Raw genomic sequence first — 25,369 nt, 5'->3', positions numbered from 1 at the left:
TCATTCCGGCCCGGCTCAGTCGAGGCCGATCAGGCGCGCGGTAATCTGCGACGACGGATCCTTGAGCCCGTCGATCACGGTGAAATGGTTCAGCGCCGGCTCGACGACGAGGCGCGTCGGCACGTCGAAGCCGGTCCAGACATTGGCCAGTAGATCGGACTGGCGGATGAATTCGGGCCGCTCGCCGCCGCCGACCCAGGCGGTCACAGGCGAATGCCCGCGCGGCAGATGCAGCGCCGCGCTTTCGAGCGTCGCCTCCTCCATGGTCATGCGCAGCGTCTCGTTCATCTTGGTCTTGAGCAGCGGACGCAAGTCGTGCAGCCCGCTGATCGAGAGCGTGCCGGCAATGCGGTTGTAGACGGCGGGCTCCAGCCGGCTGTCATCGCACAGCATGCGCGTGACGAGATGGCCGCCGGCCGAGTGGCCGGCAAGGCGGATGGGACCTGCGACAAGCGAGGCCGCTGTCGCAATCGCGGCGGTGATCTCAGCGGTGATGTCGGAGACGCGCGCAGCCGGCGTCAGCGTGTAGCTCGGCAGCGCCACGGTCCAGCCCTGGTGCCGCGCGCCTTCGGCAAGATCGGTCCACGCCGACTTGTCGAAGCGCATCCAGTAGCCGCCATGGACGAAGACGACGAGGCCCTTGCTGTCGCCGTCGGGCAGGACCAGGTCGAAGCGCTGGCGTTCACCGGCGCCATAGGTGATGTCGGCGCGAAACTCCTTCAGCCCGGCGCGGTAGGCCGCCGCCCGCTCCGCCCACTGCGCCGGCATCTTGTCCGAGCCCGGGATATGGGCCGAATTGGCGTAAGCGTCGTCCCAATCGCGCATCGTTACTCCCTCGACGGACTCAAGGCGGCCGCCAGTCTGCCACCGGGAACGGCCGCATCCTAGTCTTTATTTTAAGCTTAAAGTATCTGGATGAGGCACCGCTAGCCTCTCCACTCGTCATTCCGGGGCGATGCAAAGCATCGAACCCGGAACCTCGAGATTCCGGGTTCGCCCTTTAGGCGCCCCGGAATGACCAAACGTTTTGTTCGCAATGACGTCGGAGAGTGACCTACGCCTTCTCCACCCCGCACCACTCCGCGATGAACAGCGCCATGGCCTTGGTCGTCTTCTTCAGCGACTCCAGATCAACGTATTCGTTGAAGCCGTGCATCTCGCCGCCGCTGGCGCCGAAGCAGAGGCTCGGGATACCGTGATTGAGGCCGTAGAAGCGGGTGTCGGTGAGCGCGGTGAAGACGAGGTCCTCGACTGCGCCGCCATAGACCTTGTTGAAGGCCTTGCCGAATGCCGCCTCGGGCGCTGCCGCGTCGGTCAGCTCATAGCCTTCCGACAAAAAGCCCGACCATTCGACCTCCGGCGGGTTGTTGGCGAGGAAGCGGTGGTTGCGCGAGGCAGCAGTGACGCAGGCCATGATCTCCTTCTGGTGATCGGCCACCGACCAGCCCGGCAGGATCGCGATGCGGCAATCGACGTCGCACCAGGCCGGGACGCTGGAGGCCCAGTCGCCGCCCTTGATGATGCCGGGGTTGAAGTTAATGGGATGGTTGATCGTCCCAAAATGGCGATCGGCCTTGGCCCGCTCGTTCCATTCGATCTCGAGCTTTTGCAGCGCATGGACCAGATGATAGGCCGCCATGATCGCATTGGAGCCGGAGCCGGCGAACGCGACATGGGTCGGATGGCCCTTCACGCGCAGGCGAAACCAGATCACGCCGACCTGCGAGCGCACCATCTTGCCGCCGGTCGGCTCCGGAATGAAGCAGGCGTCCGCGCGATAGCCGCGCTGGAGCGTCGAGAGCGCGCCGACACCGGTGCTCTCCTCCTCGATGACGGACTGGAAGTGGATCCGCCCCGTCGGCTTGAGGCCGGCGGCCTTGATGGCATCGAGTGCATAGAGCGCGCCGATCGTGCCCGACTTCATGTCGCAGGCGCCGCGGCCGAACATCTTGCCGTCCTTGATGACAGGCGAAAACGGTGGTGTGTCCCACAACTCCAGCGGACCCGCCGGCACGACGTCGCAGTGGCCCTGGAGGATCAGCGATTTGCCGCCGCCCGTTTGCGGACGGTAGGTGCCCACCACCGAGCGCGCCTTGGAAAAATCATGCTCGATCGGACCGAAGCCGCGCAGATCCTTCAAATCGTCGACATTGATGTGCCAGTCGTCGACCTCGTAGCCGCGCGCGCGCAGGAGGTCGCCGATCATGTCCTGGCACGGCCCCTCGGCCCCGCGGGTCGAGGGGATCGCAACGAAATCACGGGTGGTCGCAAGCTGGGCTTCGAAGCCGGCATCGACGGCGTCAACAATCCTCTGCTGCGTTTCGGCATTCATCAGGCAACTCCAGGCATTCGAATGGTCCCAAGGAGCGCGCAAGCTAGCCGATTTCAGCCGTTCGGGTACTCCACAAAATATGCATCCCGCAATGCATCTTCGAGCAGGCGGCCTTCCGAATAGCCATCGAGCGTCGCGGGGCGCGTCACACCCTCGAGCAGGCGCGGACACGGCTCCGGCGCGCCGAGCACGGTGCGCACGGGAATGCGCTCGGCGTAGATCGGCAACGCATAGTCCTCGTCGTCGTCCGCAACACCCTTGGCGCGGATTTTTGCCGAGGCCTCCTCGATCTCCATGGCGATGAAGGAGGTCGCCTTGATCTCCTGCGTGTTGCTCGCCCGCAGGCTCGCTGTGCGGTCCGGGAAAAATCGGTCGACCATGGCGATTACCGCCCGCTCCTTCTCCTCGGGGTCGGTGACGAGATAGGCGGTGCCGAACGCCATCACCGCGCGATAGTCGGCGGAGTGGTTGAAGCCGCAGCGCGCCAGCACGAGGCTGTCGAGATGGGCGACCGTGAGGCAGACGCGCTCGCCCCTGGTCTGGTTGCGCAGCATGCGGCTGGCGCTCGAGCCGTGCCAATAGAGCTTCGTCCCCTCGCGCCAGAAGAAGGTCGGCGTGCAATAGGGCTGGCCGTCGATGACATAGGACACATGACAGAGCATCGAGGAATCCAGGATGCGATGAACCGTGTCGTGATCGTAGAAGCCGCGGTCGTGACGACGCTTCACCTGGTTGCGCGCTGAGGTCGGATAGGAATTTGAAGTCTCGGTCTGGCTCACGGCCGCTCCTGTCGGGAATGGAACAGTTCCAGGGCAGTTGTAGCGGCCGATTTGGTCTGCGATAGTGCCAATTCCATGCAAAAAATCTCGACCAATTCGCCCTCGCCCGCCAAGCCCCCTTCTCCGTCGAAGCCCGAACTGCCGCTCGACCTCACCGGGGCGCACATCACCGCCGGCGCATCGGCGGCGCACAGGCTCTACCAGGCGCTGTGCGAGATGATCGTCTCCGGCCTCGTCAAGCCCGGCGAGCCGCTGCCGCCGTCGCGCACATTGGCCAAGCAAACGGGCTTCCGACGCAACGCCGTCGTCACCGCCTATGAACGCCTGATCGCCGACGGCTTTGCCGATGCCACCGTCGGCTCCGGCACCTTCGTCGCCGCGCGGATTCCAGCGCGCGCCGCCGAGCCTAAGAAGCCGAAGGTGATCGTCGAAGCACCGCAGCAAGGCGCGTTCTCGCTCGGCTGCACCCATATCGACGAACGCGCCGTGCAGCGCTTCCGCGCCTTTGTCGGCCGGCGCATGCGCGCGTTCGGGTCCGAGCATCTTCACTATGGCGATCCCCGCGGCAGCCGCGAGCTGCGTGCGGCGATCGCCGATCGTCTATTGTCGGCGCGCGGCCTGCGCTGCGACCCCGACCAGATCATGCTGACGTCGGGCACGCTGCATGCCCTGCGCATCGTGCTGAGTGCGATCCTGAAGGCGGGCGACCAGGTCTGGTGCGAGGACCCAGGTTACCCCGCCGCGCGCAAGACCATCGCGCATTGCGGTTATCGCGCCGTGCCCGTCCCCGTCGACGAGCACGGGATGCGCATCGCCAAGGGCCGCACGGCGGCGCCGTCCGCGCGCGCGGCCTATGTGACGCCGTCGCACCAGTTTCCGCTGGGCGTGCAGATGTCGATGCCGCGCCGGCTCGAACTGCTCGACTGGGCCAAGCAGGCCGGCGCCTTCGTGCTGGAGGACGATTACGACAGCGAGTTCCGCTATGACGGCGCGCCGCTGATGTCGCTTGCCGGCATCGATCATCTCCAGCGCGTGATCTACATGGGCACGTTCGCCAAGACGCTGTTTCCGGGCCTGCGCATCGGCTATTGCGCCCTGCCCGAGCGTCTGATCGCCGACGTGACGGCCGCGCGCACCGCGCTCGACCGCTTTCCCGGCACGCTGATGGAAGGCGCGGTGGCCGACATGCTCAACTCCGGCGCCTTTGCGGCGAACCTGAAGCGGGTGCGAAAGCTCTATCGCGAGGCTCGCGATGCGCTGGCCGAGACGCTGGAGACCAGATCCGATGGTGTGCTGTCCGTGCCGGTGCCGTCGCAGGGCCTGCATCTTGTCGCAAGGTTCGATCCGTCGGTCGATCTGTCGGTCGCGGCCGAGGCGAAGCTGGCCGCCGGCGCCGAAGGCTGGCTGTTGGCCGACACCTATTCACGCACACGCCCCCTGCCCGGCTTCGTGCTGGGATTTTCCGGGCATGCGGTTCCGAAGCTCGTGGCATCCGCGGAACGGCTCGCGCGGGAATCGCGTGCGGCGTTGCGCGTGAGCAGATCGGCCCGGCGCGCGTGACGAAGCTTTGCTATCAGAATCGGCGACCGCTCCCTACATTGCGGCATCGATTCCGGGAGCCCTCATCATGTCACTCCGCCGCGCAGCCTGCCTCTCGCTCCTGATCGCCATCGCGCTTGCCTCGACGGCGCGCGCAGGCACCGTCGGGCGCGAGCAGGACATCGTGGATCTGAAACTTGGCCAACGCGTGCTGGTGGATGACGGAACCTGCCCGGCCGGACAGGTCAAGGAGGTCCGCGGCGCGAAGATGACCGACAAGGGGATCGCGCAAACGAGTTCCTGCGTGCCGCGGCACGGGCCGAAATCGAAATGATAATCGGAGAGGCTACTTCGCCGGATCGAACATACACTGCAAGGTGGGCTTGGCGATCTTGGTGAAGGTCGGGCCGATCTCGCCCTGCTTGGACGTCGGCACCCAATCGGTCTCGATCGTCGGAACGCCGGTCTCGCTGATGCCGCGCAGCAGCGCCTCGCGCAAATCGCGGTCCTCGACGACCGCGGCGGCATGGTCATGCAGACAGCCGCAGACTTCCTCCGGATGCTCCCAGCGCCCGAGCATGCGCGGCGCGCACTGCCGCACGAACTCGGTGCGGGGATCAGGCAATCTGGAGGGAGAGCGCACTTGCGCCTGGACGGAACTGATCGTCAGAAGGGAAATGAGCGCTGCGGCGCAAATGCGAAGATTCATGATGGCCTTTAACGGCTGATTTTCTTGTTGGCGATCAGAAGCGCGCGGCGACCACGATCGGCTGCGGCGCCGGGGTAATGACCGGCGAGCCGCTGTACTGGAAGGTGCCGATACCCGGCAGATTGCCGTCTGGCGCGCCTGCGAACGAGGAACCGGCGAGGACAAAACCGAAAGCAAGGATGAAGCTGAGCGCGCGCATGGTCTTGTCCCTCAATTCCGTCGCCGGCGGTGCACCGCCGTCGTTGTGAAGCTGATAACCATGGGTGGTTTCGCGCGTGATGCGCCAAAGGCGGAAAATGGTTTCATCTCCGTGAGAATTGTTTCGTCCGGTCCGATGCGACGAAACAATTCTCGGAAAATGCCAATCATTTCAGTCAGGTTGCGCCGCAACTCAACGTAACCCGGCAAGTCCTTGTTCCAGCACGAACATGCGCCGGGGGCGCGCTGTCACGCGCGCGCCTTGCACGCTTCATACGCATTTTACGTTTTTCTGCTGAAGAGAAGCCAAACGAAGGTTGGGCCCTGTCGAACCGGGGGCGCTTCGCCTGCGACCCAAGCCATCGAAACCGAGACGCCCGGATCACCGGGCGCGATCACGTGAGGGATGGCCATCATGATGGCGGGAAAACGCGCAACGACGCGCGAGGCGGAGCAGCGGACGGACCGCGGAGATCAACGACCTGTTCGCGGCCCCGTCACTTCGACGAGCGAAATGGCGCTGCAATCGAGCCGCGGCTTTGAGGCCGCGCCGCAGATGTTCGTGCGGCTGACCGGCTCGCATCTCGCAAAACCGCGCGTCAGCCGTGCTGTCGCCACCGAGTGAACGCAAACGCGTCACTGAGTGAACGCAAACGGCGTCACTGAGTGAAGAATTCGCCGCACTTCTGGACGTTGGCGTCCGCCGGTCCCCACGGCATGATCGGCACGGTCGAGGTCGAGTTCTTCGGCGATCCCTCGATCAGCTTGTCCGAATAGACCATGTAGACCAGCACGTTGCGCTTGGCGTCGCAGCCGCGCACGATCTGCATCTTCTTGAAGAACAGCGAGCGTCGCCTGCGGAACATGTCGTCGCCTTGTTCCATCTTGTCCTTGAACTTGATGGGCCCGACCTGGCGGCAGGCGAGCGAGATGTCCGAGACCTCCTCGGCAAGGCCGAGCCAGCCCTTGAAACCACCCTTCTCCGGCACGGTGAAGTGACAGGCGACACCTTCCACCTCGGGATCATCGAGGCCGTAGGTCGCGAGCTTGTCATTCGGGCTGACCCATTTGAAGACGGTCGAGCGGCGGAAGATCAGATCCGGCTCGTCTGCAGCTTGGGCGGAAGCCACCGGCACGACCAGAGCCAGGAGGAATAAAGCAAGGCCTTTCAAGCGGATGCCCGAAAGACCGGGGAAACGAGATGACATGAAGTTCTCCGGTAACAAGTACCCGCAATGTAGGGATGAGACAGCCAGACAGGAAGGCGACTGGCCGCGAGGGGCGGCCGCCGTTTACCGCTCCGTGAGGCTTTTTTGCTACGTCTTGGACAAATGTAGCTGATGGCAGAACTGCCTTGCTGGTGAACGCGTATCCCCTCTACGAGACTAATGTCTGATTTGGATTATGGATTCGAGGATGAATAGCGTGAAGGGGTCCGGTTCTTCTGCCAAGCCGGCGCGGCTGTGGCAGGTCGCCATTTTGGCGACGGCTGGTGCGATCGGTACGGCAAGCCAGGCGGACGCAGCATTTTACTACTGGACGGATTATTCCGACGGGTCCTACGCCTCCCGTCAGGATCGGCATCTCGAAGTCCCGCGCCAGAAGCCGCAGAAGCGCGGCGCGGCCGGCAAGAAGGACGCGGTTGCCGAGAAGGAAGTCGGCACCAAGCCGCAAGGGCCGCTCGTCATCGTCGTCTCGATCGACCGGCAGAAGGTGACGGTCTACGACACCAACGGCGTGTTCGCGGAATCCCCGGTGTCGACAGGCATGAAGGGCCACTCGACGCCGATGGGTGTGTTCAGCGTCATCCAGAAGCACAAATTCCACCACTCCAACATCTATAGCGGCGCGCCGATGCCGTACATGCAGCGGATCACCTGGTCCGGTGTCGCCATGCATGCCGGCGTGCTGCCGGGTTATCCGGCCTCGCATGGCTGCATCCGCATGCCGATGGCGTTCGCGGTGAAGATGTGGAATTGGACCAAGATGGGTGCACGCGTCATCGTCTCGCCCGGCGAGATGACGCCGCACAGCTTCCAGCACCCGCTGCTCGCCTCCGTGCGCGTGCCGCCGCAGCCCGCGGCCAACGTCGAGCCTCAGACCAACATCGGCGACAAGGCCGACAAGGGCGCACCAACCAAGACCACTGAAGCCAAACCGCCCGAGACCAAGACCGCCAGCGCCGAGAGCGTGCTCGAGCTGCGCTCGTCGGTCGGCCACACCGTGATGTCGGACATGACGACGGGCAATGCGCCGGCCCGCGCGGAAGCGGCCGCACCGGCCGACAAGCTTGACGCAACGAAATCCGCCGAAGCGTCTGACGCGGCCAGGCCGGCAAACGCTGATGCGAAGCCGACCGATTCCGCCGAGGCACCCAAAGCGACCACGGCCTCCGACGACAGGCCCGCCGACAAGGTCGAGGCCGTCAAGTCCGAGCCCGTCAAGACTGACGCGGCCGACGCCGCAAGGAAGCCTGATGCCGCCGTGACGACTACGGCACCCGCGCCGGACGCCAAGAAGGACGAGAGCCGCGTTGCCGATCCTGCGCCGGGTGCGAAGCCGGAAGCGCCCAAGCGGGCCGGCCAGATCGCCGTCTTCATCAGCCGCAAGGATTTCAAGCTCTACGTGCGGCAGAATTTCGCGCCGCTGTTCGAGGTGCCGGTCACGATCGCCGCGAGCGACCGGCCGCTCGGCACGCACGTCTTCACCGCCGAAGTCGACAAGACCGACGCCAATGCATTGCATTGGTCGGTGGTGTCGCTGCCGGTCTCCGCTCGCGCCGCCGCGCGCGAGGATGACAGCCGCGTGACGCGCCGCCAGCGTGGCGCCGCCGTGATCCCCGTCGCCGCAAAGCCGGTGGTCACGCCGGACACCCCGGCTGAGGCGCTCGACCGCATCGCGATCCCCGCCGACACCATGGCGAAGATCAACGAGATGCTGACCTCGGGCGGCTCGGTCATCGTCTCCGACCAGGGCATCAACCAGGGCGAAACCGGCGAAGGCACTGATTTCATCGTCCGGCTCTACTAGAGCGTTTTCGAGCGCCCGATCCATCGGAACGGAAATGGCTCCAGGCGCTTCGCCGCTCCCGATAACGCGGTGTTGACGAGGCCGATCGCAGCGGCGGAGTAACATGCATCCCGGATCATTTCGGGGGACGCCGTCATGATGAACCGAAGGACCATGCTCATCGCGGCGCTTGCAGGCGCCGTCGCGCCGGTGACGCGCGCGGTCGCCGGTGGCGGCATGAGCCGGATCTCGGCCTACGCCTTCTCCTTTCCCGCGTTGTCCGGCGACGACATCCGCCTCGCCGCTTTCACCGGCAAACCGCTGCTGGTGGTCAACACCGCCTCGCTCTGCGGCTACACGCCCCAATACGCGGGGCTGCAAGAGCTCTGGAGCGAGTTTGGCGAGCGCGGGCTCACCGTGATCGGCGTGCCCTCCAACGATTTCGGCGGCCAGGAGCCGGGCGGAACGAGCGAGATCACGGAGACCGCGCACCACCAATACGGCGTTACCTTCCCGATCGCGGCCAAGGCCACAGTGATCGGCGCGAGGGCGCATCCGTTCTACAAATGGGCGGCCGACGCGCGCCCGAAGGATGTTCCGCGTTGGAACTTCCACAAATACCTGATCGGGCGTGACGGCTATATCGCCGAGGTGTTTGCCTCCAACATCGAGCCGACCGATACGCGAATCAAGACGGCGATTGCCAAGACGCTGGCCGACACTTGATGCAACGCGCCCCATCCGGTTGGGCACAATTGTGGCGGGATGCCAAACAGCCGTTGCAATGGCGATGGCCCACCATCTAGGCTAAGATCGTTTGGGGCAGGATGGTTTTGCCGGAGGCGAAAAGCCACGGCGGAACAACGGGATCAATCTCGAGGACAACACCATGCGTGTGGCGGCAGGACTGATTTTGGCAAGCGCGATGTCTTTAGGCATGACCGGCGCGGCATGGTCGCAGGCCCCGGCCGCGAAGCCCGCCGCCGCAACGGCGGCGACGCCGGCCGCGGCGGCGCCCGCCGCAGCACCGGCCCCCGCAGCGGCTGCCGCGCCAGCGGGCTTCGTCAATCCGCCACCGCCCAAGCAGGCGCCGCAGCCCGCACGCGCGGCCTGCAACACACCCGACGCGCTCGGGGTCGCCCGCACCGTCGAGATCGACACGACAGGCGGTCCAGGCTTCGGCTTCGAGCACTTCAAGGAGCTCGACTTCCTGCGCGACAAGGAGGTGGTGTTGACCTTCGACGACGGCCCCTGGCCGAAGAACACGCCCGCCGTGCTGAAGGCGCTCGCCGATGAATGCACCACCGGCATCTTCTTCTCGATCGGCAAGCACGCGACCTACGAGCCGGAGATCCTGAAGCAGGTCTACGCGGCGGGCCACACCGTGGGCACCCACACTTGGTCGCACGCCAATCTCAACAACAAGAAGCTCACGGAAGCGCAGCGCAAGGAAGAAATCGAGAAGGGCCTTTCGGCGGTAAAGTGGGCGCTCGGCGGCATCTCGCCCTCGCCGTTCTTCCGCTTCCCGGCGCTCCAGCATCCGCCGGAGATGGTCACCTATCTCGGCAACCGCAACACGGCGATCTTCTCCTGCGACATCGACTCCTTCGACTTCAAGGCCTCGAAGCCCGAGAAGGTGATCGAGACCGTGATGAAGAAGCTCGACAGCAAGGGCAAGGGCATCGTCCTGATGCACGACTTCCAGAAGCATACGGCAGAAGCCCTGCCCGAGCTCCTCAAGCGCCTGAAGGCAGGCGGCTACAAGGTGGTGGCGATGCGCGCCAAGTTCCCGGCGTCTTCGCTGCCCGAATACGACCAGGAGCTGCTCAAGGACGTCAAGCTGCCGACGGTGAGCCAGCGCCCGGTCAATTCCGTGGTGACGACCGTTTCGGAATAGCCGGCAATTGTCTTTCCGTATCGAAGGCTACGTCATCGTCTCCGCGGACGGCATGCTCGCCGACGCGAGCCATATCATGCCTGACAGCCTGAAGTTCGAAGGCGACAAGCTGTTCTTCGAGCAGGCGCTCGATCGCGCCGCGCTGATCGTGCACGGCCGGCACTCACATGAGCAGCAGCCGAACTCTCCGAAGCGCAAGCGGCTGATCACGACCCGCAAGATCAAGGCCCTCACCGTCGATCCGGAGATGCCGAACGCGACATTGTGGAATCCTGATCACGCCAGCTTCGAGGAGGCCTGCGCCTTCGCCGATGTCGCCTCCGGCATGGTCGCGGTCATCGGCGGTCCCGTCGTCTTCGACATGTTCATGGATCGTTACGACACGTTCTGGCTGTCGGAAGCCCCGCATCTGCGCCTGCCCGGCGGCGAAGGTTGTTTTGTCGGCGTGCCCGAGCGGACCCCGCACGAGGTGCTGGCGTCACACGGGATGAAGCCGGGCGCGCCCTATGTGCTTGACGCGGCGCATGACGTCACGGTGACACCGTGGCGTCGGGTGTAGGTGCACTGCAACAACGCTCCCTGCAAAAACGCCCTACACGTCCCCGTAAGCCGCCTCGACCGGCCGCGTGGCGCGGCCATAGCCGATGATCATGCAGAGCGCACCGATGATCGAGAGATTCTTCAGCGCATCGACCAGCATCTTTGCGTTGTCGGGCGCCGCCAGATTCCAGAAGTCGTAGAACAGCACGGTAGCGACCGCGACGTAGACGATCAGCAGCATGGCGAAGAACCGCGCCCCGAAGTTCAGCGCGATCATCAAGCCGGCGATGATCTCGAGCGCGCCGACCGCGATCGCCAGCAGCTGCGGCGTCGTCATGGCGGTCGCCGTCTCGATCTGCTTGGCGTAAGGCGCGATGATGTCAGGCACCACGACCTTGGTGGCAATGAAATCGGCGGTCGCCTGGATGGCGAACAGTTTCGTCGCGCCCGTGTAGATGAACAGCACGGCGAACAGAATTCGCCCGAAAGTCACGAACGCTGGCATGATCGGCCTCTTGGCTCAGGCTTTCTAAGATCGGAACTTGGACGAAAGTCCTGAGCGATTATGAAGAGTCGTTGGCCGGTTTACAAACGGGGAAATGGAGAACTGTTTTGAAAAGATTGAAGGGCGGATGCGCCGGAGGTGTGCTCCCTCGCCCCGCTCTTGTCCGCCGAAGCCTTGGCGAAGGCGGATGCGGGGCCGCGACGAGCTTCGCTCGCGCTGAGAGGGTTGGGGTGAGGGGAGCCTCCACGGGGGCGGTGAGAATTGGACTCGCGGAGAGTCCCCCTCACCCGGATCGCATCTGACGATGCGATCCGGCCTCTCCCCGCAAGCGGGGAGAGGCGAAGAGGTCCCGCCTCAGGTAAACAACGTCGGCTGCTGCCGCGCCGCGCGCTCCTGCGCTTCCACGACGGCGACCGCAGTCATGTTGAGGATGCCGCGCGCGGTCACCGAGGGGGTGAGGATATGCGCCGGGCGCGCCGGGCCGATCAGGATCGGGCCGACGGGCAGTGCATCCGCGAGCGACTTGATCATCTGATAGGCGACGTTGGCGGTGTCGAGCGTCGGCATGATCATGATGTTGGCCTCGCCCTCGAGGTTGGAGTGCGGCAGCACCATCTTGCGCGCAGCGGCCGAAAGTGCCGTGTCGCCCTGCATCTCGCCGTCGGCCTCGATCTCCGGATGCTTCTCCTTCAGAAGCTGGGTCGCCCGGCGCATCTTGCGCGAGGACTCGGTGTCGTAGCTGCCGAAATCGGAATGCGAAACGAAGGCGATCTTCGGCTTGATGTTGAAGCGCTGGACGTGGACCGCCGCGAGCGAGGCGATCTCGGCGAGTTCTTCCGCGCTCGGATTGGGGCGAACCTGCGTATCGGCGATGAAGAACGCGCCCTTGCTGGTGATCAGCAGCGCCAGCGCCGCATAGTCGCTGATCCCTGCCGAGAAGCCGACGATCTCGCGGACATGGCGCAGATGGCTCATGTAGCGGCCCTCGACGCCGCAGAGCATGGCATCCGCCTCCCCGCGCGTCACCGCGAGCGCGGCGATGACCGTGTTGTTGGTGCGTACCACCGTGCGCGCCGCATCCGGCGTCACGCCGCGGCGGCCGGCGACCTCGACATAGGACTGCACGTAGGATCGGTAGCGCGGATCGTCCTCGGGGTTGACGAGGTCGAAATCCTTGCCGGCCTTGATCGACAGGCCGAAGCGCTTGATGCGCGCCTCCACCACGGACGGACGACCGACCAGGATCGGCGTCGCCAGCTTCTCCTCCAGCACCACCTGCGTGGCGCGCAACACGCGCTCGTCCTCGCCTTCGGCATAGATCACGCGCACCGGCTGGGTCTTGGCCTTGGCGAACATCGGCTTCATGACGAGGCCGGAGCGGAAGGCGAAGCGCATGAGCTGCGCGGCATATTCGTCGAAATTGGTGATGGGGCGCGTCGCGACGCCCGACTCGATCGCGGCCTTCGCAACCGCCGGCGCCACGCGCAGGATCAGCCGTGGATCGAACGGGCTCGGAATCAGCGAGCCCGGACCGAAGCCTCCCATCTCGCCGGTGTCGACCCCTTGCGCCACCGCATCCGACGGCGCCTCGCGCGCGAGCTGCGCGATGGCTTCGACCGCGGCGTGCTTCATCTCCTCGTTGATGGCGCTGGCACCGACGTCGAGCGCGCCGCGGAAGATGAAGGGAAAGCACAGGACGTTGTTGACCTGGTTCGGATAGTCCGAGCGGCCGGTGCAGATCATGGCGTCGGGGCGCACCTTCCGCGCTTCCTCCGGCATGATTTCGGGCGTCGGATTGGCGAGCGCCATGATGAGCGGCTTGTCGCTCATCGCCTTGGCCATCTCAGGCTTGAGGACGCCCGGTGCCGACAGCCCGATGAAGATGTCCGCGCCGCCGATGACGTCGGCGAGCGTGCGCTTGTCGGTCTTCTGCGCATAGACCGCCTTCCAGCGGTCCATCGAGGTGTTGCGGCCCTCATGCACGAGGCCGTCGATGTCGCAGACCCAGATGTTCTTGCGCTGCGCGCCCATCGACACCAGAAGATTGAGCGTCGCAATCGCGGCAGCACCTGCCCCTGACGCCACGATCTTGACGTCCGACAGCTTCTTGCCGTTCAGCCTGAGGCCGTTGGTGATGGCGGCGGCGACGATGATGGCGGTGCCGTGCTGGTCGTCATGGAAGACCGGGATCTTCATGCGCTCCTTCAGCCGCGCCTCGATCTCGAAGCACTCCGGCCCGCGGATGTCCTCGAGATTGATGCCGCCGAAAGTCGGCTCGAGCGCCGCCACGGTCTCGACCACCCGGTCGATGGTGTCGGCGGCGATCTCGATATCGAACACGTCGATGCCGGCAAACTTCTTGAACAGGACCGCCTTGCCCTCCATCACGGGCTTGGAGGCCAGCGGGCCGATATTGCCGAGGCCGAGCACCGCGGTGCCGTTCGAGACCACGGCGACCAGGTTGGCGCGGGTGGTCAGCGTCGCCGCCTCGGCCGGGTTCTTGGCGATCTCGGTGCAGGCAGCCGCAACGCCCGGAGAATAGGCAAGCGCGAGGTCGCGCTGGTTGGCAAGCGGCTTGGTCGCCTGGATCTCGAGCTTGCCGGGGCGCGGCAGACGATGATAGGCGAGCGCCGCCTGGTGGAGGTCATCAGAATAGGACGACATGCGGTCTCTTGCCTCGCGTTACCGGCCTCAAACTACGTTGTCCTGACCGGTCTGTCGCGGGTCGCGGTATTCCGGGTCATGGAAACGGGATGAAGCACGGCCGGCGCCCCGGTGGCAACATCCGATTCCGCCCCCATCAACAGGCCGCACGGTCAAATATTTGAAAACCATAGCTTTCCCTGGACCGCCCCGCGCTTTGCGAATATGGCAGGTTGCGCAGTGCAAAACGAGCAACTGGAGCTGAGAATGAAGCGGATCCTGATCGGCCTGATCGCACTCGCCGTGCTCGCCGCGGGCGGATGGTTCGGCTTCAACCTCTATGCCAGACATCGCGCCACCGCGGAGATCGAGGCCGTCTTCGACCGGATCCGCAGCCAGGGCGGCAAGGCAAGCCACGGCAAGGTGGCGTTCGACGTGACGAGCCGGACGCTGACCATCGAGGACATCGCAGTCGATCCCGCCGGGCAGCCACAGGCGCACGTCAAGATCACCGGCATCAAGGGCGTGGGCCTCCGCCAGACCGATGAGACCCGCTTTGCAGCCGACAGCATCGAGATCTCCGGTTTCGAGGTCGCGCTGGACGAAGTCGGCCCCGGGAAGCTGAAAGCCTCCTACAAGGTCCCGCAATTGATCATGCGGGATTACGCGGGCCCTGCTCGCGCCCAGAATGCGCCGGCGTCAGGCTCCCTGATCGATTTGTACCGATTTGTGCTCGATCAGTATGCGAGCGTGACCGCGTCTTCAATCACGGCCCCGACCCTCACCATCGCCTTCGATGCCGGCAAAGGCGCCGCCGGCAGCGGCGAGATCGTCTATTCGGGTCTCGCGATCCAGAAGCTCGGCAAGGGCAAGATCGACGCGATGAAGGCCGATCGCGCCACCTTCACGATCAACGTGGAGCAGGCCGGCAAGGCGGACAAGCTGACCGGCGAGATGTCCGACCTCATCATCAATGATTTCGACTCGACCGCAATCGCCGCCGCCCTCGATCCGCAGAAGGCGAACGACGACAGCTACCATCGCGTTTACGGACACATGTCGAGCGGCACTTATGTGGCGACGTCGACGCAGGGCGTGCGGATGCAGGTCGATGGCATCGCGATCGCCGATATCGCGGTCCAGCCGTCCAAATTCCGGCCGGCCGAGATTCTGGCACTGCTGCCGACGGACGGCTCCGTTCAGCCGACCCCGGCGCAATCGCGCGAGATGATGGAGAAGCTCGCCGGCCTCTATGACGGGCTTCGCGTCGGCAAGATCGAGATCGGCACCGTGTCGATGACGACCCCGCAAGGAACGCCCCGGCTCAGGGCGATCAGATACCAGGAGGGCGAGTTCGCGCTCGAAGGCCTGGATGCGCCGACGCCGCAAGGGCAAGTGAAGATGGAGCGCTTCGCGCTCAAATCGCTCAGCCTGGCGAACCTGTTTCGTTGGGCCGCGAGCCTTACCACTCCCGGGCAGGCGCCCTCGCCCGATCAGATGCTGGGCCTGTTCCGGGTGCTCGAAGGCGCCGAGATCAAGGGCGTGGTCTCGCCCTACAAGAACACGCGGCAGCTCGTCACCATCGACACGATCAGCCTGAACTGGGGCCAGCTGGTCGGGTCGATCCCGAGCAAGGTCAGTCTGGTCGTGAAAATGGTCGCCCCGACTGATCCGACCAATCCCGCTCAGCTGCCGTTGACGATGGCCGGCATCGACAAACTGGCAATCAACCTCGATCTCGGCGCGGCCTGGACGGAGTCCTCGGGCGCGCTGGCGCTCGCGCCGGCCACCATCGACCTCGGCAACCTCGCCAAGGCGCAGGCCCGCCTCGCACTCGCCAACGTGCCGCGCGGCGTGTTCACGGCCGACCCGGTGCAAGCCATGAGCCAGGCCGGGCAGATCGAAGCCGGCGCGATCGAGCTCTCCCTGCGCGACAGCGGCGTCGTCGATCTGCTCGTGGCGCAGTTCTCCCGCATGCAGAATGTCAGCCGCGACGCGGCGCGCGGCGCCATCGTCGAGATGATCCGGGCACAGGGCGAGAAGATCGCGGCCGCCAATCCCGATGCCAAGACCGCGGTCGATGCCATCGCCGGCTTCGTCGAGACGTCAGGGCAAACGCTCACCATCAAGCTGACGCCGCTCGGCAAGGTGCCGATGCTTCAGCTGCTCGGCGCCCTGAACAGCGAGCCGATCGTCGCGCTGGCACAATTCCGCATCGAGGCGTCGACGGGGCTGTAGGCCGAGCGTTCGCTCGGCGGTCTCGTGTCCCGGACGCGGCGCGGCATGAAATGACGCGACGCAGAGCCGGGACCCAGGGTCACCGTCCGTGAAGTCTGGGCCCCGGCTCTTCAGCGCACCGCTGAAGAAGCGCTGCGCTGCGTCCGGGGTACGCATTCACTTCTGCGGCAGGTTCACTCGCACATGCAGCTCGCGGAGCTGCTTGGTGGTGGCTTCCGACGGTGCGCCCATCAGGAGGTCCATGGCCTGCTGGTTCATCGGGAACAGCGAGATCTCGCGCAAATTGGTGGTGCCGCACAGCAGCATCACGATGCGGTCGACGCCCGCGGCCATGCCGCCATGCGGCGGCGCGCCGTACTGGAACGCGCGGTACATGCCGCCGAAGCGGTCAACCACTTCCTGCTCGCCATAGCCGGCGATCTCGAACGCCTTCACCATCGCTTCCGGCACGTGGTTGCGGATGCCGCCCGAGGCGATCTCGTAGCCATTGCAGGTGATGTCGTACTGGAACGCCTTGATGGTCAGCGGATCCTGGCCCTTCAGCGCCTCGAGGCCGCCCTGCGGCATCGAGAACGGGTTGTGCGAGAAGTCGACCTTCTTGTCGTCCTCGTTGTACTCGTACATCGGGAAATCGACGATCCAGGCGAGCTCGAACCGCTCCTTGTCGGTGAGGTTCAATTCCTCGCCGACCTTGTTGCGGGCAAGGCCTGAGAACTTCCAGAACTTGTCGGGATCGCCGGCGACGAAGAAGGCGGCATCGCCTTCTTTGACGCCGATCTGCGCGCGGATCGCAGCGGTGCGCTCAGGCCCGATGTTGTTCGCCAAGGGACCAGCACCCTCGCCGCCCTCGCGCCACATGATGTAGCCGAGACCGGGCTGGCCTTCACCTTGCGCCCACGAATTCATGCGGTCGCAGAAGGCGCGGCTGCCGCCGCCCGGCGCCGGGATCGCCCAGACCTGGTTCTTGGGGTCTTCGAGCATGCGCGCGAACACCTTGAAGCCGGAGCCGCGGAAGTGTTCGGAGACCTCCTGCATCTCGATGGGGTTGCGCAGGTCCGGCTTGTCGCTGCCGTATTTGCGCAGCGCCTCGGCGAACGGGATGCGGCGCCAGTTCTTGCTAACCGGCTTGCCCTTGGCGAACTCCTCGAACACGCCGGTGATGACAGGCTCCATCGCCGCGAACACGTCTTCCTGCGTGACAAAGCTCATCTCGACGTCGAGCTGGTAGAACTCGCCCGGCAAGCGGTCGGCGCGCGGGTCCTCGTCGCGGAAGCACGGCGCGATCTGGAAGTAGCGGTCGAAGCCCGACATCATCAGCAATTGCTTGTACTGCTGCGGCGCCTGCGGCAGCGCGTAGAACTTGCCGGGATGGATGCGCGAGGGCACCAGGAAGTCGCGCGCGCCTTCCGGCGAGGACGCGGTCAGGATCGGGGTGTTGAACTCGAAGAAGCCCTGCCCCTCCATGCGCCGACGCATCGACTTGATGATTTCGACGCGCGTCATGATGTTCTGGTGCAGTTTTTCGCGACGCAGATCCAGGAAGCGATATTTGAGCCTGATATCCTCAGGATATTCCTGGTCGCCGAACACCGGCAGCGGCAGGTCGCCAGCCGGACCCAGCACCTCGATCTCGCTGACGTAGATCTCGATCTTGCCGGTCGGCAAATCGTCGTTGTCGGTGCCTTCAGGGCGGCGGCGGACCTTGCCGTCCATCTTGATCACGAATTCCGAGCGCAGCTTTTCGGCCAGCGAGAACGCTGGCGAGTCCGGGTCGACCACGCACTGGGTCAGGCCGTAATGGTCGCGCAGGTCGATGAACAGCACGCCGCCATGGTCGCGAACGCGATGGACCCAGCCCGAGAGGCGGATCGTCTCGCCGATGTTGCTCTCGCGGAGCGCGCCGCATGTATGTGACCGGTAGCGATGCATGGTCGTCCCAAATTGATGTCTGAGGAAGCGAATCGGACGACTGAGGTGGCCGGTCCGAAAGTTGCGGCAGGGTTTACCCGACGAGGCCCAAGGCGGCAACCAAGGGAACGGCCTGTTTGGGGCCCGGAAGGCCCATTTTTGGCCGATCTGGGCTCAAGCCTTTGCCATCAGGCGTTCCCCGCCTATCTTTACCTCCATGACCGTCCATTTCCCCTTCCAGAACTCCTATTCGGCGCTGCCGGACAGCTTCTTTGCCCGGGTCGCGCCGACCCCGGTCGCAGCCCCCCGGCTCATCAAGCTGAACCGGCCGCTGGCGGTCCAGCTCGGCCTCGACCCGAATATGCTGGAGACCCCTGAGGGCGCCGAGATCCTGGCGGGCAAGACGGTTCCTGATGGAGCCGACCCCATCGCCATGGCCTATGCCGGCCACCAATTCGGGCAGTTCGTGCCCCAGCTCGGCGACGGCCGGGCGATCCTGCTCGGCGAGGTCATCGACCGGGACGGCGTCCGCCGCGACATCCAGCTCAAGGGAAGCGGTCCCACCCCGTTCTCCCGCCGCGGCGACGGCCGCGCTGCGCTCGGGCCCGTCTTGCGCGAATACATCGTCAGCGAAGCGATGTACGCGTTGGGCATTCCGACCACACGCTCGCTTGCCGCCGTCGTCACCGGCGAGCACGTCATCCGCGAGACCGCGCTGCCTGGCGCGGTGCTGACCCGCGTCGCCGCGAGCCACATCCGCGTCGGCACCTTCCAGTTCTTTGCCGTCCGCCGCGATACCGACGCGATCCGCCGGCTCGCCGATCACGTCATCGCCCGTCACTATCCCGAGCTGCTCGGTACCGAGCGGCCCTATCACGCGCTGCTTGCCGGCGTCGTCGCGCGCCAGGCCGAGCTCGTCGCGCGCTGGCTGCTGGTCGGCTTCATCCACGGCGTGATGAACACCGACAATTCTTCGATCTCGGGCGAGACCATCGATTACGGCCCCTGCGCCTTCATGGATGCCTACAATCCCGCGCAGGTCTTCTCCTCGATCGACGAGATGGGCCGCTACGCCTACGCCAACCAGCCGCGCATCGCGCTGTGGAATCTGACCCGGCTGGCCGAGTGCCTGCTGCCGCTGTTCGGCGAAGAGCAGGAGAAGGCGGTCGAGCAGGCACAGGACATTCTCGGCGCATTCCCCGAGACATTCAGCAAGGCCTATCAGGCGGGCCTGCGCAAGAAGGTCGGCCTGTTCACGGAGCGCGACGGCGACGAGGCCCTGATCCAGGACCTGCTCGACGCCATGGCGAAGAACCAGGCCGACTTCACCCTGACCTTCCGCAGGCTGGGTGACGCCGCAGGCGATCCGGCCGCGGACGACGCCCGCGCAGAGTTCATGGACCCCGCAGCCTTCGATGAATGGGCCCGGCGCTGGCGCGAGCGTCTCGCGGCCGAGCCGCAATCCGCCGCCGAGCGGCAGACCGCCATGAACGCCGTCAACCCGCTCTTCATCCCGCGCAACCACCGCGTCGAGGCCGTGATCCAGGCCGCGGTCAACGATGACAACTACGCGCTGTTCGAGGAATTGGTGAAGGTGCTGGCCAAGCCGTACGAGGACCAGCCGGACTATGCGGCTTATGCCGATCCGCCGCTACCGGACCAGCGGGTGTTGCAGACGTTCTGCGGGACGTGAAAGCTCGCACGCCCCGCATCACCATCTCTAATTGATTCACGGCATGGATTGCGCCTTGTGCGAATCCATTCCTCTCCGGTGGACGTTGTGGACACGTCCTGCCCGCGGGAACCGCTGTCATCAAACTGAAACACTCGCGCTCTAACGGCCTGTCAGCGCCATCTTGCCGGAGGCGCCCATCCTCCAACAAGTCCCGACAAAGCGCGCCATGCCCTTCAAATTCATTCACATCACCGACACGCATCTCGCGAACCCCGGGCTGAAGCTCTATGGGCTCGATCCGCGCGCCCGGCTGGACGCGGCGATCGCCGACATCAACAAGCACCAGTCCGACGCCGCATTTGCCGTCGTGACCGGCGACCTCACCCATTGGGGCGAGCCTGAATCCTACGCCAATTTCGCTGACGCGATGGCTGCGCTGAAAATCCCGTACATCGCCATGGTCGGCAACCACGACAAACGCGTAGCTTGCCTCGACGGCCTGAAGGCCGCACCGCGCGATTCCAACGGCTTCGTGCAGGGCACGCGCATCACCGAGCACGGCCTGTTCGTCTTCCTGGATACGCTGGACGAGACCAGCCACGCCGGCGAAATGTGCGCCAAGCGTCTCGGCTGGCTCGCAAGCACGCTGGCCGCCGCACCGGCCGACATGCCGTTCGTCGTCTTCATGCACCATCCGCCCTTCCCGGTCGGCGTCCACGCGATGGACGAGATATCGCTGAAGCAGAGCCCCGAATTCGCGGAAGTCATCGCTCCCTATCGCTCGCGCATCCGCCACCTCTTCTTCGGCCATGTCCACCGGCCGATCTTCGGCAGCTACGGCAAGATTCCGTTCTCGACGCTGCGCGGCACCAACCACCAGGTCTGGTTCGAGCTTGACGCTGCCGCCGCCGAGCATCTCGCCAGCCACGAGCCGCCGGCCTATGGCGTGGTGCTGATCGACGGCGAGAACCTGGTCGTGCACAGCCACGACTTCCTCGACGAAAGTCTGCGCTTCCCCTTCGAGCCACCGGCAGGAGTGGACGGCCGCGGCTATGCGCTCAACATCCCGGCGCGGTGAGATGAGCCTCGCTGAACCCGCGACTCTCCCGGTCGCGGCAACTGCGCCGCCGCGCCTGCTTCTCCTGAGGCGGTTCTCCGCCCGCTTCAAAACCTCGCTGCCGGCCTATCTCCTGCTGCTGCCCTCGCTGATCTTCCTCGCGCTGTTCACCTACGGCGCGATGGGACGCGTGATGATCGACGCGCTGTATCAGCGCGCCACGCCCAAGGCGCCGGTCCGCTTCGTCGGGTTTGAGAACATCAACGCGGTGCTCGCCGATCCCGCCTTCACCGGGGCGATCGTCAACAATCTCGTCTACGCCGTCGGCACGGCGATCCCCAGCATCGGCCTGGCGCTCTTGTTTGCGCTGGCGCTGTCGCGCACCAATGCCTTCAACAGCGTGCTGCGTGCCGCGCTGTTCCTGCCGGTGCTGATCCCGATGGTCGCGGCATCCGCGCTGTTCCTGTTCATCTTCCTGCCGAATGTCGGCCTGCTCGACTATTACATCGGCCGCCTGCTGCCGGTGCTGCCGAACTGGCTCGGCGATTCCGACATCGCGCTTTACGCCATCATGGTCATCACCATCTGGAAGAACGCCGGCTACTACATGCTGTTCTTCCTCGCCGGCCTCCAAGCGGTGCCTGAGGACGTGATGGAAGCCGCCCATCTGGACGGCGCCGGTCCGTACCAGCGCCTGCGCCACATCATCCTGCCGGAGCTCAAGCCAACCTTCCTGTTCGTCACTGTCATCGCAACGCTCAATGCGGTGACACAGGTCGACCACGTCTTCGTCATGACCAAGGGCGGACCGTCCAACGCGACCAATCTCGTGCTGTTCTACATCTACCAGCAGGCCGTCGAGCACTACGACATCGGCAAGGCCTCGGCGGCCACGCTGCTGACGCTCGCCGTGCTGATGGGCCTCACCGCGCTCTCGTTCCGGACGATGGCGAACCGGGAGGGCGGGCCGTGAAGCTGATCGACTGGCTGCTCAAGGACGCCCCGCTCGCCACGCGCCGCGAGATCACGCCGAAGCTCGGCTTCGTGCTGACCGTGCTGCTCGCGATCATCTGGCTCATCCCCTTCCTCTGGATGGGCGTTGCGACACTGCGCCCCGCCTCGGACGGCATCAACGCCATGGCCGAGCTGATGCCGAGCCTGAAGCCGACGCTCGACAATGTCAGGGATGCCTGGGAGATCGGCGATTTCCCGCGCTACGCCCTCAACACCACGATCATCTGCACCGGCATCCTGCTGGTGCAGCTCGTCACGATCACGCTGGCGGGCTTTGCCTTTGCGCGCCTCGCCTTCGCCGGCAAGACGCTGATCTTCTATCTGTTCCTGATGCAGCTGATGCTGGTGCCGGTGCTCTTGATCGTGCCGAACCTGACGCTCGTGGCGCAGCTCGGCCTCTATGACACGCTCACCGGCGTGATGATGCCGTTCTTCGCCTCCGCCTTCGGCACCTTCCTGATGCGGCAGGCGTTCGAGGCGATCCCGACCGAGCTGGAAGATGCCGCGCTGATCGACGGCGCCAGCCTGTTCCAGCGCATTCGCCACATCTACGTGCCGCTGTCGATGCCGAGCTTCTCCGCCTTCGCCATCATCTCGGTCACCAGCCACTGGAACGACTTCCTGTGGCCGCTGATGGTGATCAATTCGCCGGACAAGCGGCCGCTCACCGTCGGCCTCTCCGTCTTCACCGCAACGGCCGAAGGCACCCAGGCCTGGGGCACCATCGCCGCCGGTACACTGATGGTAATCGCGCCGCTGCTCGTCACCTTCCTGATCTTCCAGAGGCGCTTCATCAGCTCTTTCGTCACCTCAGGCATCAAATAGGAGATTTTCCGATGCTGTTTTCCCGCAGGCTCATGCTCGGCCTCGCCATGGCAGGCACTATGGCAGGCGCCCTCGCCTTTCCCGCGCTCGCCGGCGAAGGTCTGACCGAGATCGACCTGTTCTTCCCCGTCCCCGTCGACGGCAAGCTCGCCCGCGACATGGGCACCTTGATCAAGGAGTTCAACGAGACCCATCCCGAGGTCAAGGCGACCGCGGTCTACACCGGCTCCTATGACGACACGCTGATCAAGACGCGCGCGGCCATCAAGGCCGGCAAGCCGCCGTCCGCCGTGATCATGTCGGCGAACTTCCTGCTCGACATGCAGATCGAGAACGAGCTCACCAATCTCGACGGCCTGATCGCCGCCGACGGCAAGACCAAGGACCAGTTCCTCGGCCAGTTCTTCCCGGCACTGCAGGGCAACGCGGTGATCAACCGCTCGGTCTATGGCGTGCCTTTCCACAATTCGACGCCGCTGCTCTACATCAACGCCGACAAGGCCAAGGAAGCGGGCCTTGATCCGAACAAGCCGCCGCAGACCTGGGCGGAGCTGACCGACTGGGCCAAGAAGCTCACCAAGCGCGAGGGCGACAAGGTGACCCAATGGGGCATCGCAATCCCCTGCGCCTATGACTATTGCGGCTGGATGATGGAAACGCTCACCATGACCAATGGCGGGCGCTACTACAACGAGGAGTTCGGCGGCGAGGTCTATTACGACACGCCCTCGATGCTCGGCGCGCTGACCTGGTGGAACGACCTCGTCTACAAGCACAAGGTCCACGCGCCTGGGGCGACGCCCGGTCCTGCCGTCAGCACCTCCTTCATCTCCGGCAACGCCGCGATGATGATGCTGTCCACGGGCTCGCTGACCTATGTGCGCGACAACGCCAAGTTCAACTACAAGGTCGCTTTCATCCCGCGCAACGTCCGCAACGCCGTGCCGATCGGCGGCGCCTCGCTGATCGTTCCGTCCGGTCTCGAAGCCGACAAGCAGAAGGCGGCCTGGACGCTGATCAAGTGGATGACCTCACCCGAGAAGAGCGCCTGGTGGAGCCGCGCCACCGGCTATTTCGCCCCCAACATGGCCGCCTACAAGACGCCTGACATGGTCGACTTCCTGAACAAGAACCCGGACGCCAAGACCGCCGTCGAGCAGCTCGACGTCGCAAAGCCCTGGTTCGCGACCTACAAGACCGTCCCGGTCCGCAAGACGCTGGAGGACGAGGTGATGCTGGTCCTGAACGGCAAGAAGCAGCCGAAGGAGGCGCTCGCCGCCGCCCAGAAGGCCGCGGATGAGACGCTGAAGCCCTACAATGCCGAGACGTCGCTGAAGCTGCCGTAAGGCCGACGCTAACGTCCAAACGAAGTTCGGCGCTCCGTCATGCGGGGCGCCGAATGCGTTTCGCGAGATGCGCGCGTTTAGATCGTCACCACGATCTTGCCGAACTGATCGTTCGACTCCAGGAAGCGATGCGCCTCGACGATCTCCTCGAACCGGAATGTCCTGGCGATGATCGGCTTCAGCGTGCCGTCCGACAGCCCATCAAGAATGAATGCCTTGGCCTTCGCAAGGCGCACGGGATCGCGGATGATCTCGTGCACGAGGTAGCCGCGCAGGACCAGACTCTTGGTCAACACGTTGAAGAGCGGGAACGGCGTCGGCTCGGGGCTCAGCCCTCCATACTCGATCAGAATGCCGCCCGGCGACATCGCCGCGGTCAGCGGCTCGAATGCGGGACCGCCGACGGCGTCAAACACCACGCGGACGCCGTTTGAACCGGCGATCTCCGCGAGCCGCGCTCCGATGTCCTCCTCGTCCGAGGCGATCACGTGCGCGGCGCCGGCATCGCGCAAGGCGCGCCGCTTGGTCGAGGTCCGCGTTAGTGCAACCGGGACAGCGCCGATCCGGTTCGCGATCTGAATGGCCGCAAGCCCGACGCTGCTCGATGCCGCCGTGATGGCGACGACGTCCCCGCGCCCAAGTCCGGCGATATCGACCAGCGCGCCGTAGGCCGTCAGATATTGCATCCACATCGCAGCCGCGACCTCGAAGCCAAGCTCGGGCGGATGCTTCACGACGAGCTCGGCCGGAAACGTCGCGAGCTCGGCATAGGCCGGCCATCGCACCATCGACAGCGGCGGCACGATGCTCACGGTGTCATCAGGCGCAAAGCCGGCCACGCCCTCGCCGACCGCCTCGACGATGCCGGCCGCCTCCAGACCCAGGCCGGACGGAAATTTCGCGGCCTCGATATACGTGCCCCTCCGCAGCAGCGCCTCCGCGCGGTTGAGACCGAGCGCCCTGACCCGGATCTGAACCTCGCCCTTTGCCGGCAGTGGAACGCTGGCGGTCTCGATGCACAGCACTTCGGGACCGCCGTGCCGGTGAAAGCGAACGATGCGGGTCATGGGATATACTCCAAATCAGTTGAACTGAATGGAGCTATGGCGGTCCCGTGGAAGCGGATAAATCACCCAAACAAGCGAACAGTCGAAA

The 25,369-nt window shown here is 65.0% G+C and carries 23 protein-coding genes; 13 read left to right on the top strand and 10 right to left on the bottom strand.

What is annotated here, in order from left to right:
• Nucleotides 1-15: 15 nt before the first annotated feature.
• From BJA_RS20650 to BJA_RS20640, 3 genes are all read right to left on the bottom strand, one after another.
• Nucleotides 16-825, bottom strand: a complete 810-nt coding sequence (locus tag BJA_RS20650) for an alpha/beta hydrolase (RefSeq protein ID WP_011086930.1) — start codon at nucleotides 823-825, stop codon at nucleotides 16-18.
• Nucleotides 826-1,054: 229 nt separating this feature from the next.
• Nucleotides 1,055-2,332 carry an ArgE/DapE family deacylase gene (locus BJA_RS20645; protein WP_011086929.1) on the bottom strand — a complete coding sequence of 426 codons (1,278 nt, stop codon included), beginning with the start codon at nucleotides 2,330-2,332 and terminating at the stop codon, nucleotides 1,055-1,057.
• A gap of 53 nt (nucleotides 2,333-2,385) precedes the next feature.
• On the bottom strand, nucleotides 2,386-3,111 hold the full coding sequence (locus BJA_RS20640) for a pyridoxamine 5'-phosphate oxidase family protein (protein ID WP_011086928.1): 726 nt from the start codon (nucleotides 3,109-3,111) through the stop codon (nucleotides 2,386-2,388).
• 75 nt (nucleotides 3,112-3,186) lie between these two features.
• Here BJA_RS20640 and BJA_RS20635 point away from each other — a divergent pair, with 75 nt between their 5' ends.
• The gene (locus BJA_RS20635; protein WP_011086927.1) at nucleotides 3,187-4,671 is read left to right on the top strand and encodes a PLP-dependent aminotransferase family protein; all 1,485 of its coding nucleotides are present in this window, start codon (nucleotides 3,187-3,189) and stop codon (nucleotides 4,669-4,671) included.
• A 67-nt stretch (nucleotides 4,672-4,738) separates the two neighbouring features.
• On the top strand, nucleotides 4,739-4,984 hold the full coding sequence (locus BJA_RS20630; RefSeq protein WP_011086926.1) for a DUF6719 family protein: 246 nt from the start codon (nucleotides 4,739-4,741) through the stop codon (nucleotides 4,982-4,984).
• 12 nt (nucleotides 4,985-4,996) lie between these two features.
• Here the strand turns inward: BJA_RS20630 and BJA_RS20625 are convergent, their stop codons facing one another.
• Both BJA_RS20625 and BJA_RS42320 read right to left on the bottom strand, forming a co-directional pair.
• Complete coding sequence (locus BJA_RS20625) at nucleotides 4,997-5,359, bottom strand: hypothetical protein (RefSeq protein WP_038966792.1); 363 nt, start codon at nucleotides 5,357-5,359, stop codon at nucleotides 4,997-4,999.
• 34 nt (nucleotides 5,360-5,393) lie between these two features.
• Complete coding sequence (locus BJA_RS42320; protein WP_165448153.1) at nucleotides 5,394-5,558, bottom strand: hypothetical protein; 165 nt, start codon at nucleotides 5,556-5,558, stop codon at nucleotides 5,394-5,396.
• Nucleotides 5,559-5,972: 414 nt separating this feature from the next.
• Here BJA_RS42320 and BJA_RS20620 point away from each other — a divergent pair, with 414 nt between their 5' ends.
• Nucleotides 5,973-6,182 (top strand): hypothetical protein, encoded by a 210-nt coding sequence (locus BJA_RS20620; protein WP_038966796.1) that lies wholly within the window; start codon nucleotides 5,973-5,975, stop codon nucleotides 6,180-6,182.
• A gap of 34 nt (nucleotides 6,183-6,216) precedes the next feature.
• Here the strand turns inward: BJA_RS20620 and BJA_RS20615 are convergent, their stop codons facing one another.
• Nucleotides 6,217-6,765: a CreA family protein gene (locus tag BJA_RS20615; RefSeq protein WP_011086924.1), complete on the bottom strand. Its 549-nt coding sequence runs from the start codon at nucleotides 6,763-6,765 to the stop codon at nucleotides 6,217-6,219.
• Nucleotides 6,766-6,973: 208 nt separating this feature from the next.
• Here BJA_RS20615 and BJA_RS20610 point away from each other — a divergent pair, with 208 nt between their 5' ends.
• The 4 genes from BJA_RS20610 (at nucleotide 6,974) to BJA_RS20595 (ending at nucleotide 11,022) form a co-directional block, all read left to right on the top strand.
• Entirely contained in the window at nucleotides 6,974-8,587 is a 1,614-nt protein-coding gene (locus BJA_RS20610; RefSeq protein WP_063921455.1) for a L,D-transpeptidase family protein, read from the top strand.
• A gap of 135 nt (nucleotides 8,588-8,722) precedes the next feature.
• Nucleotides 8,723-9,292 (top strand): glutathione peroxidase, encoded by a 570-nt coding sequence (locus BJA_RS20605; protein ID WP_011086922.1) that lies wholly within the window; start codon nucleotides 8,723-8,725, stop codon nucleotides 9,290-9,292.
• Nucleotides 9,293-9,455: 163 nt separating this feature from the next.
• Nucleotides 9,456-10,463 carry a polysaccharide deacetylase family protein gene (locus tag BJA_RS20600; protein ID WP_011086921.1) on the top strand — a complete coding sequence of 336 codons (1,008 nt, stop codon included), beginning with the start codon at nucleotides 9,456-9,458 and terminating at the stop codon, nucleotides 10,461-10,463.
• 7 nt (nucleotides 10,464-10,470) lie between these two features.
• Nucleotides 10,471-11,022, top strand: coding sequence for a dihydrofolate reductase (locus BJA_RS20595; RefSeq protein ID WP_038966788.1), 552 nt, complete (start codon nucleotides 10,471-10,473; stop codon nucleotides 11,020-11,022).
• A 33-nt stretch (nucleotides 11,023-11,055) separates the two neighbouring features.
• Here the strand turns inward: BJA_RS20595 and BJA_RS20590 are convergent, their stop codons facing one another.
• Both BJA_RS20590 and BJA_RS20585 read right to left on the bottom strand, forming a co-directional pair.
• On the bottom strand, nucleotides 11,056-11,508 hold the full coding sequence (locus BJA_RS20590) for a DoxX family membrane protein (protein ID WP_011086919.1): 453 nt from the start codon (nucleotides 11,506-11,508) through the stop codon (nucleotides 11,056-11,058).
• A gap of 354 nt (nucleotides 11,509-11,862) precedes the next feature.
• On the bottom strand, nucleotides 11,863-14,172 hold the full coding sequence (locus BJA_RS20585; protein ID WP_011086918.1) for an NADP-dependent malic enzyme: 2,310 nt from the start codon (nucleotides 14,170-14,172) through the stop codon (nucleotides 11,863-11,865).
• Nucleotides 14,173-14,418: 246 nt separating this feature from the next.
• On the opposite strand from BJA_RS20585, the gene BJA_RS20580 reads away from it, so the two are divergent.
• Nucleotides 14,419-16,389 (top strand): hypothetical protein, encoded by a 1,971-nt coding sequence (locus BJA_RS20580; protein WP_038966787.1) that lies wholly within the window; start codon nucleotides 14,419-14,421, stop codon nucleotides 16,387-16,389.
• Between the two features lie 156 nt (nucleotides 16,390-16,545).
• On the opposite strand, the gene aspS is transcribed toward BJA_RS20580, so the two are convergent.
• A complete protein-coding gene (aspS, locus tag BJA_RS20575) occupies nucleotides 16,546-18,318 on the bottom strand; it encodes an aspartate--tRNA ligase (protein ID WP_011086916.1) in 1,773 nt (590 codons plus the stop codon).
• 196 nt (nucleotides 18,319-18,514) lie between these two features.
• Here aspS and BJA_RS20570 point away from each other — a divergent pair, with 196 nt between their 5' ends.
• The 5 genes from BJA_RS20570 to BJA_RS20550 all read left to right on the top strand — a co-directional run bounded on the left by BJA_RS20570 (nucleotide 18,515) and on the right by BJA_RS20550 (nucleotide 24,214).
• Nucleotides 18,515-19,990, top strand: coding sequence for a protein adenylyltransferase SelO (locus BJA_RS20570; RefSeq protein ID WP_011086915.1), 1,476 nt, complete (start codon nucleotides 18,515-18,517; stop codon nucleotides 19,988-19,990).
• A 208-nt stretch (nucleotides 19,991-20,198) separates the two neighbouring features.
• Nucleotides 20,199-21,050, top strand: coding sequence for a phosphodiesterase (locus BJA_RS20565; RefSeq protein WP_011086914.1), 852 nt, complete (start codon nucleotides 20,199-20,201; stop codon nucleotides 21,048-21,050).
• A 1-nt stretch (nucleotide 21,051) separates the two neighbouring features.
• Nucleotides 21,052-22,002 carry a carbohydrate ABC transporter permease gene (locus BJA_RS20560; RefSeq protein ID WP_028171120.1) on the top strand — a complete coding sequence of 317 codons (951 nt, stop codon included), beginning with the start codon at nucleotides 21,052-21,054 and terminating at the stop codon, nucleotides 22,000-22,002.
• Nucleotides 21,999-22,868: a carbohydrate ABC transporter permease gene (locus tag BJA_RS20555; protein ID WP_011086912.1), complete on the top strand. Its 870-nt coding sequence runs from the start codon at nucleotides 21,999-22,001 to the stop codon at nucleotides 22,866-22,868. The genes BJA_RS20560 and BJA_RS20555 overlap by 4 nt, the downstream gene beginning before the upstream one ends.
• A gap of 11 nt (nucleotides 22,869-22,879) precedes the next feature.
• Complete coding sequence (locus BJA_RS20550; protein WP_011086911.1) at nucleotides 22,880-24,214, top strand: ABC transporter substrate-binding protein; 1,335 nt, start codon at nucleotides 22,880-22,882, stop codon at nucleotides 24,212-24,214.
• A 77-nt stretch (nucleotides 24,215-24,291) separates the two neighbouring features.
• On the opposite strand, the gene BJA_RS20545 is transcribed toward BJA_RS20550, so the two are convergent.
• Nucleotides 24,292-25,281, bottom strand: a complete 990-nt coding sequence (locus tag BJA_RS20545; protein WP_011086910.1) for a zinc-dependent alcohol dehydrogenase family protein — start codon at nucleotides 25,279-25,281, stop codon at nucleotides 24,292-24,294.
• Nucleotides 25,282-25,369: the final 88 nt, after the last annotated feature.

It is taken from the genome of Bradyrhizobium diazoefficiens USDA 110 (genome assembly GCF_000011365.1).
Taxonomy (GTDB): domain Bacteria; phylum Pseudomonadota; class Alphaproteobacteria; order Rhizobiales; family Xanthobacteraceae; genus Bradyrhizobium; species Bradyrhizobium diazoefficiens.
Note: the sequence above shows the minus strand (reverse complement) of the source record. Positions and strands in the feature narration are given on the sequence as shown.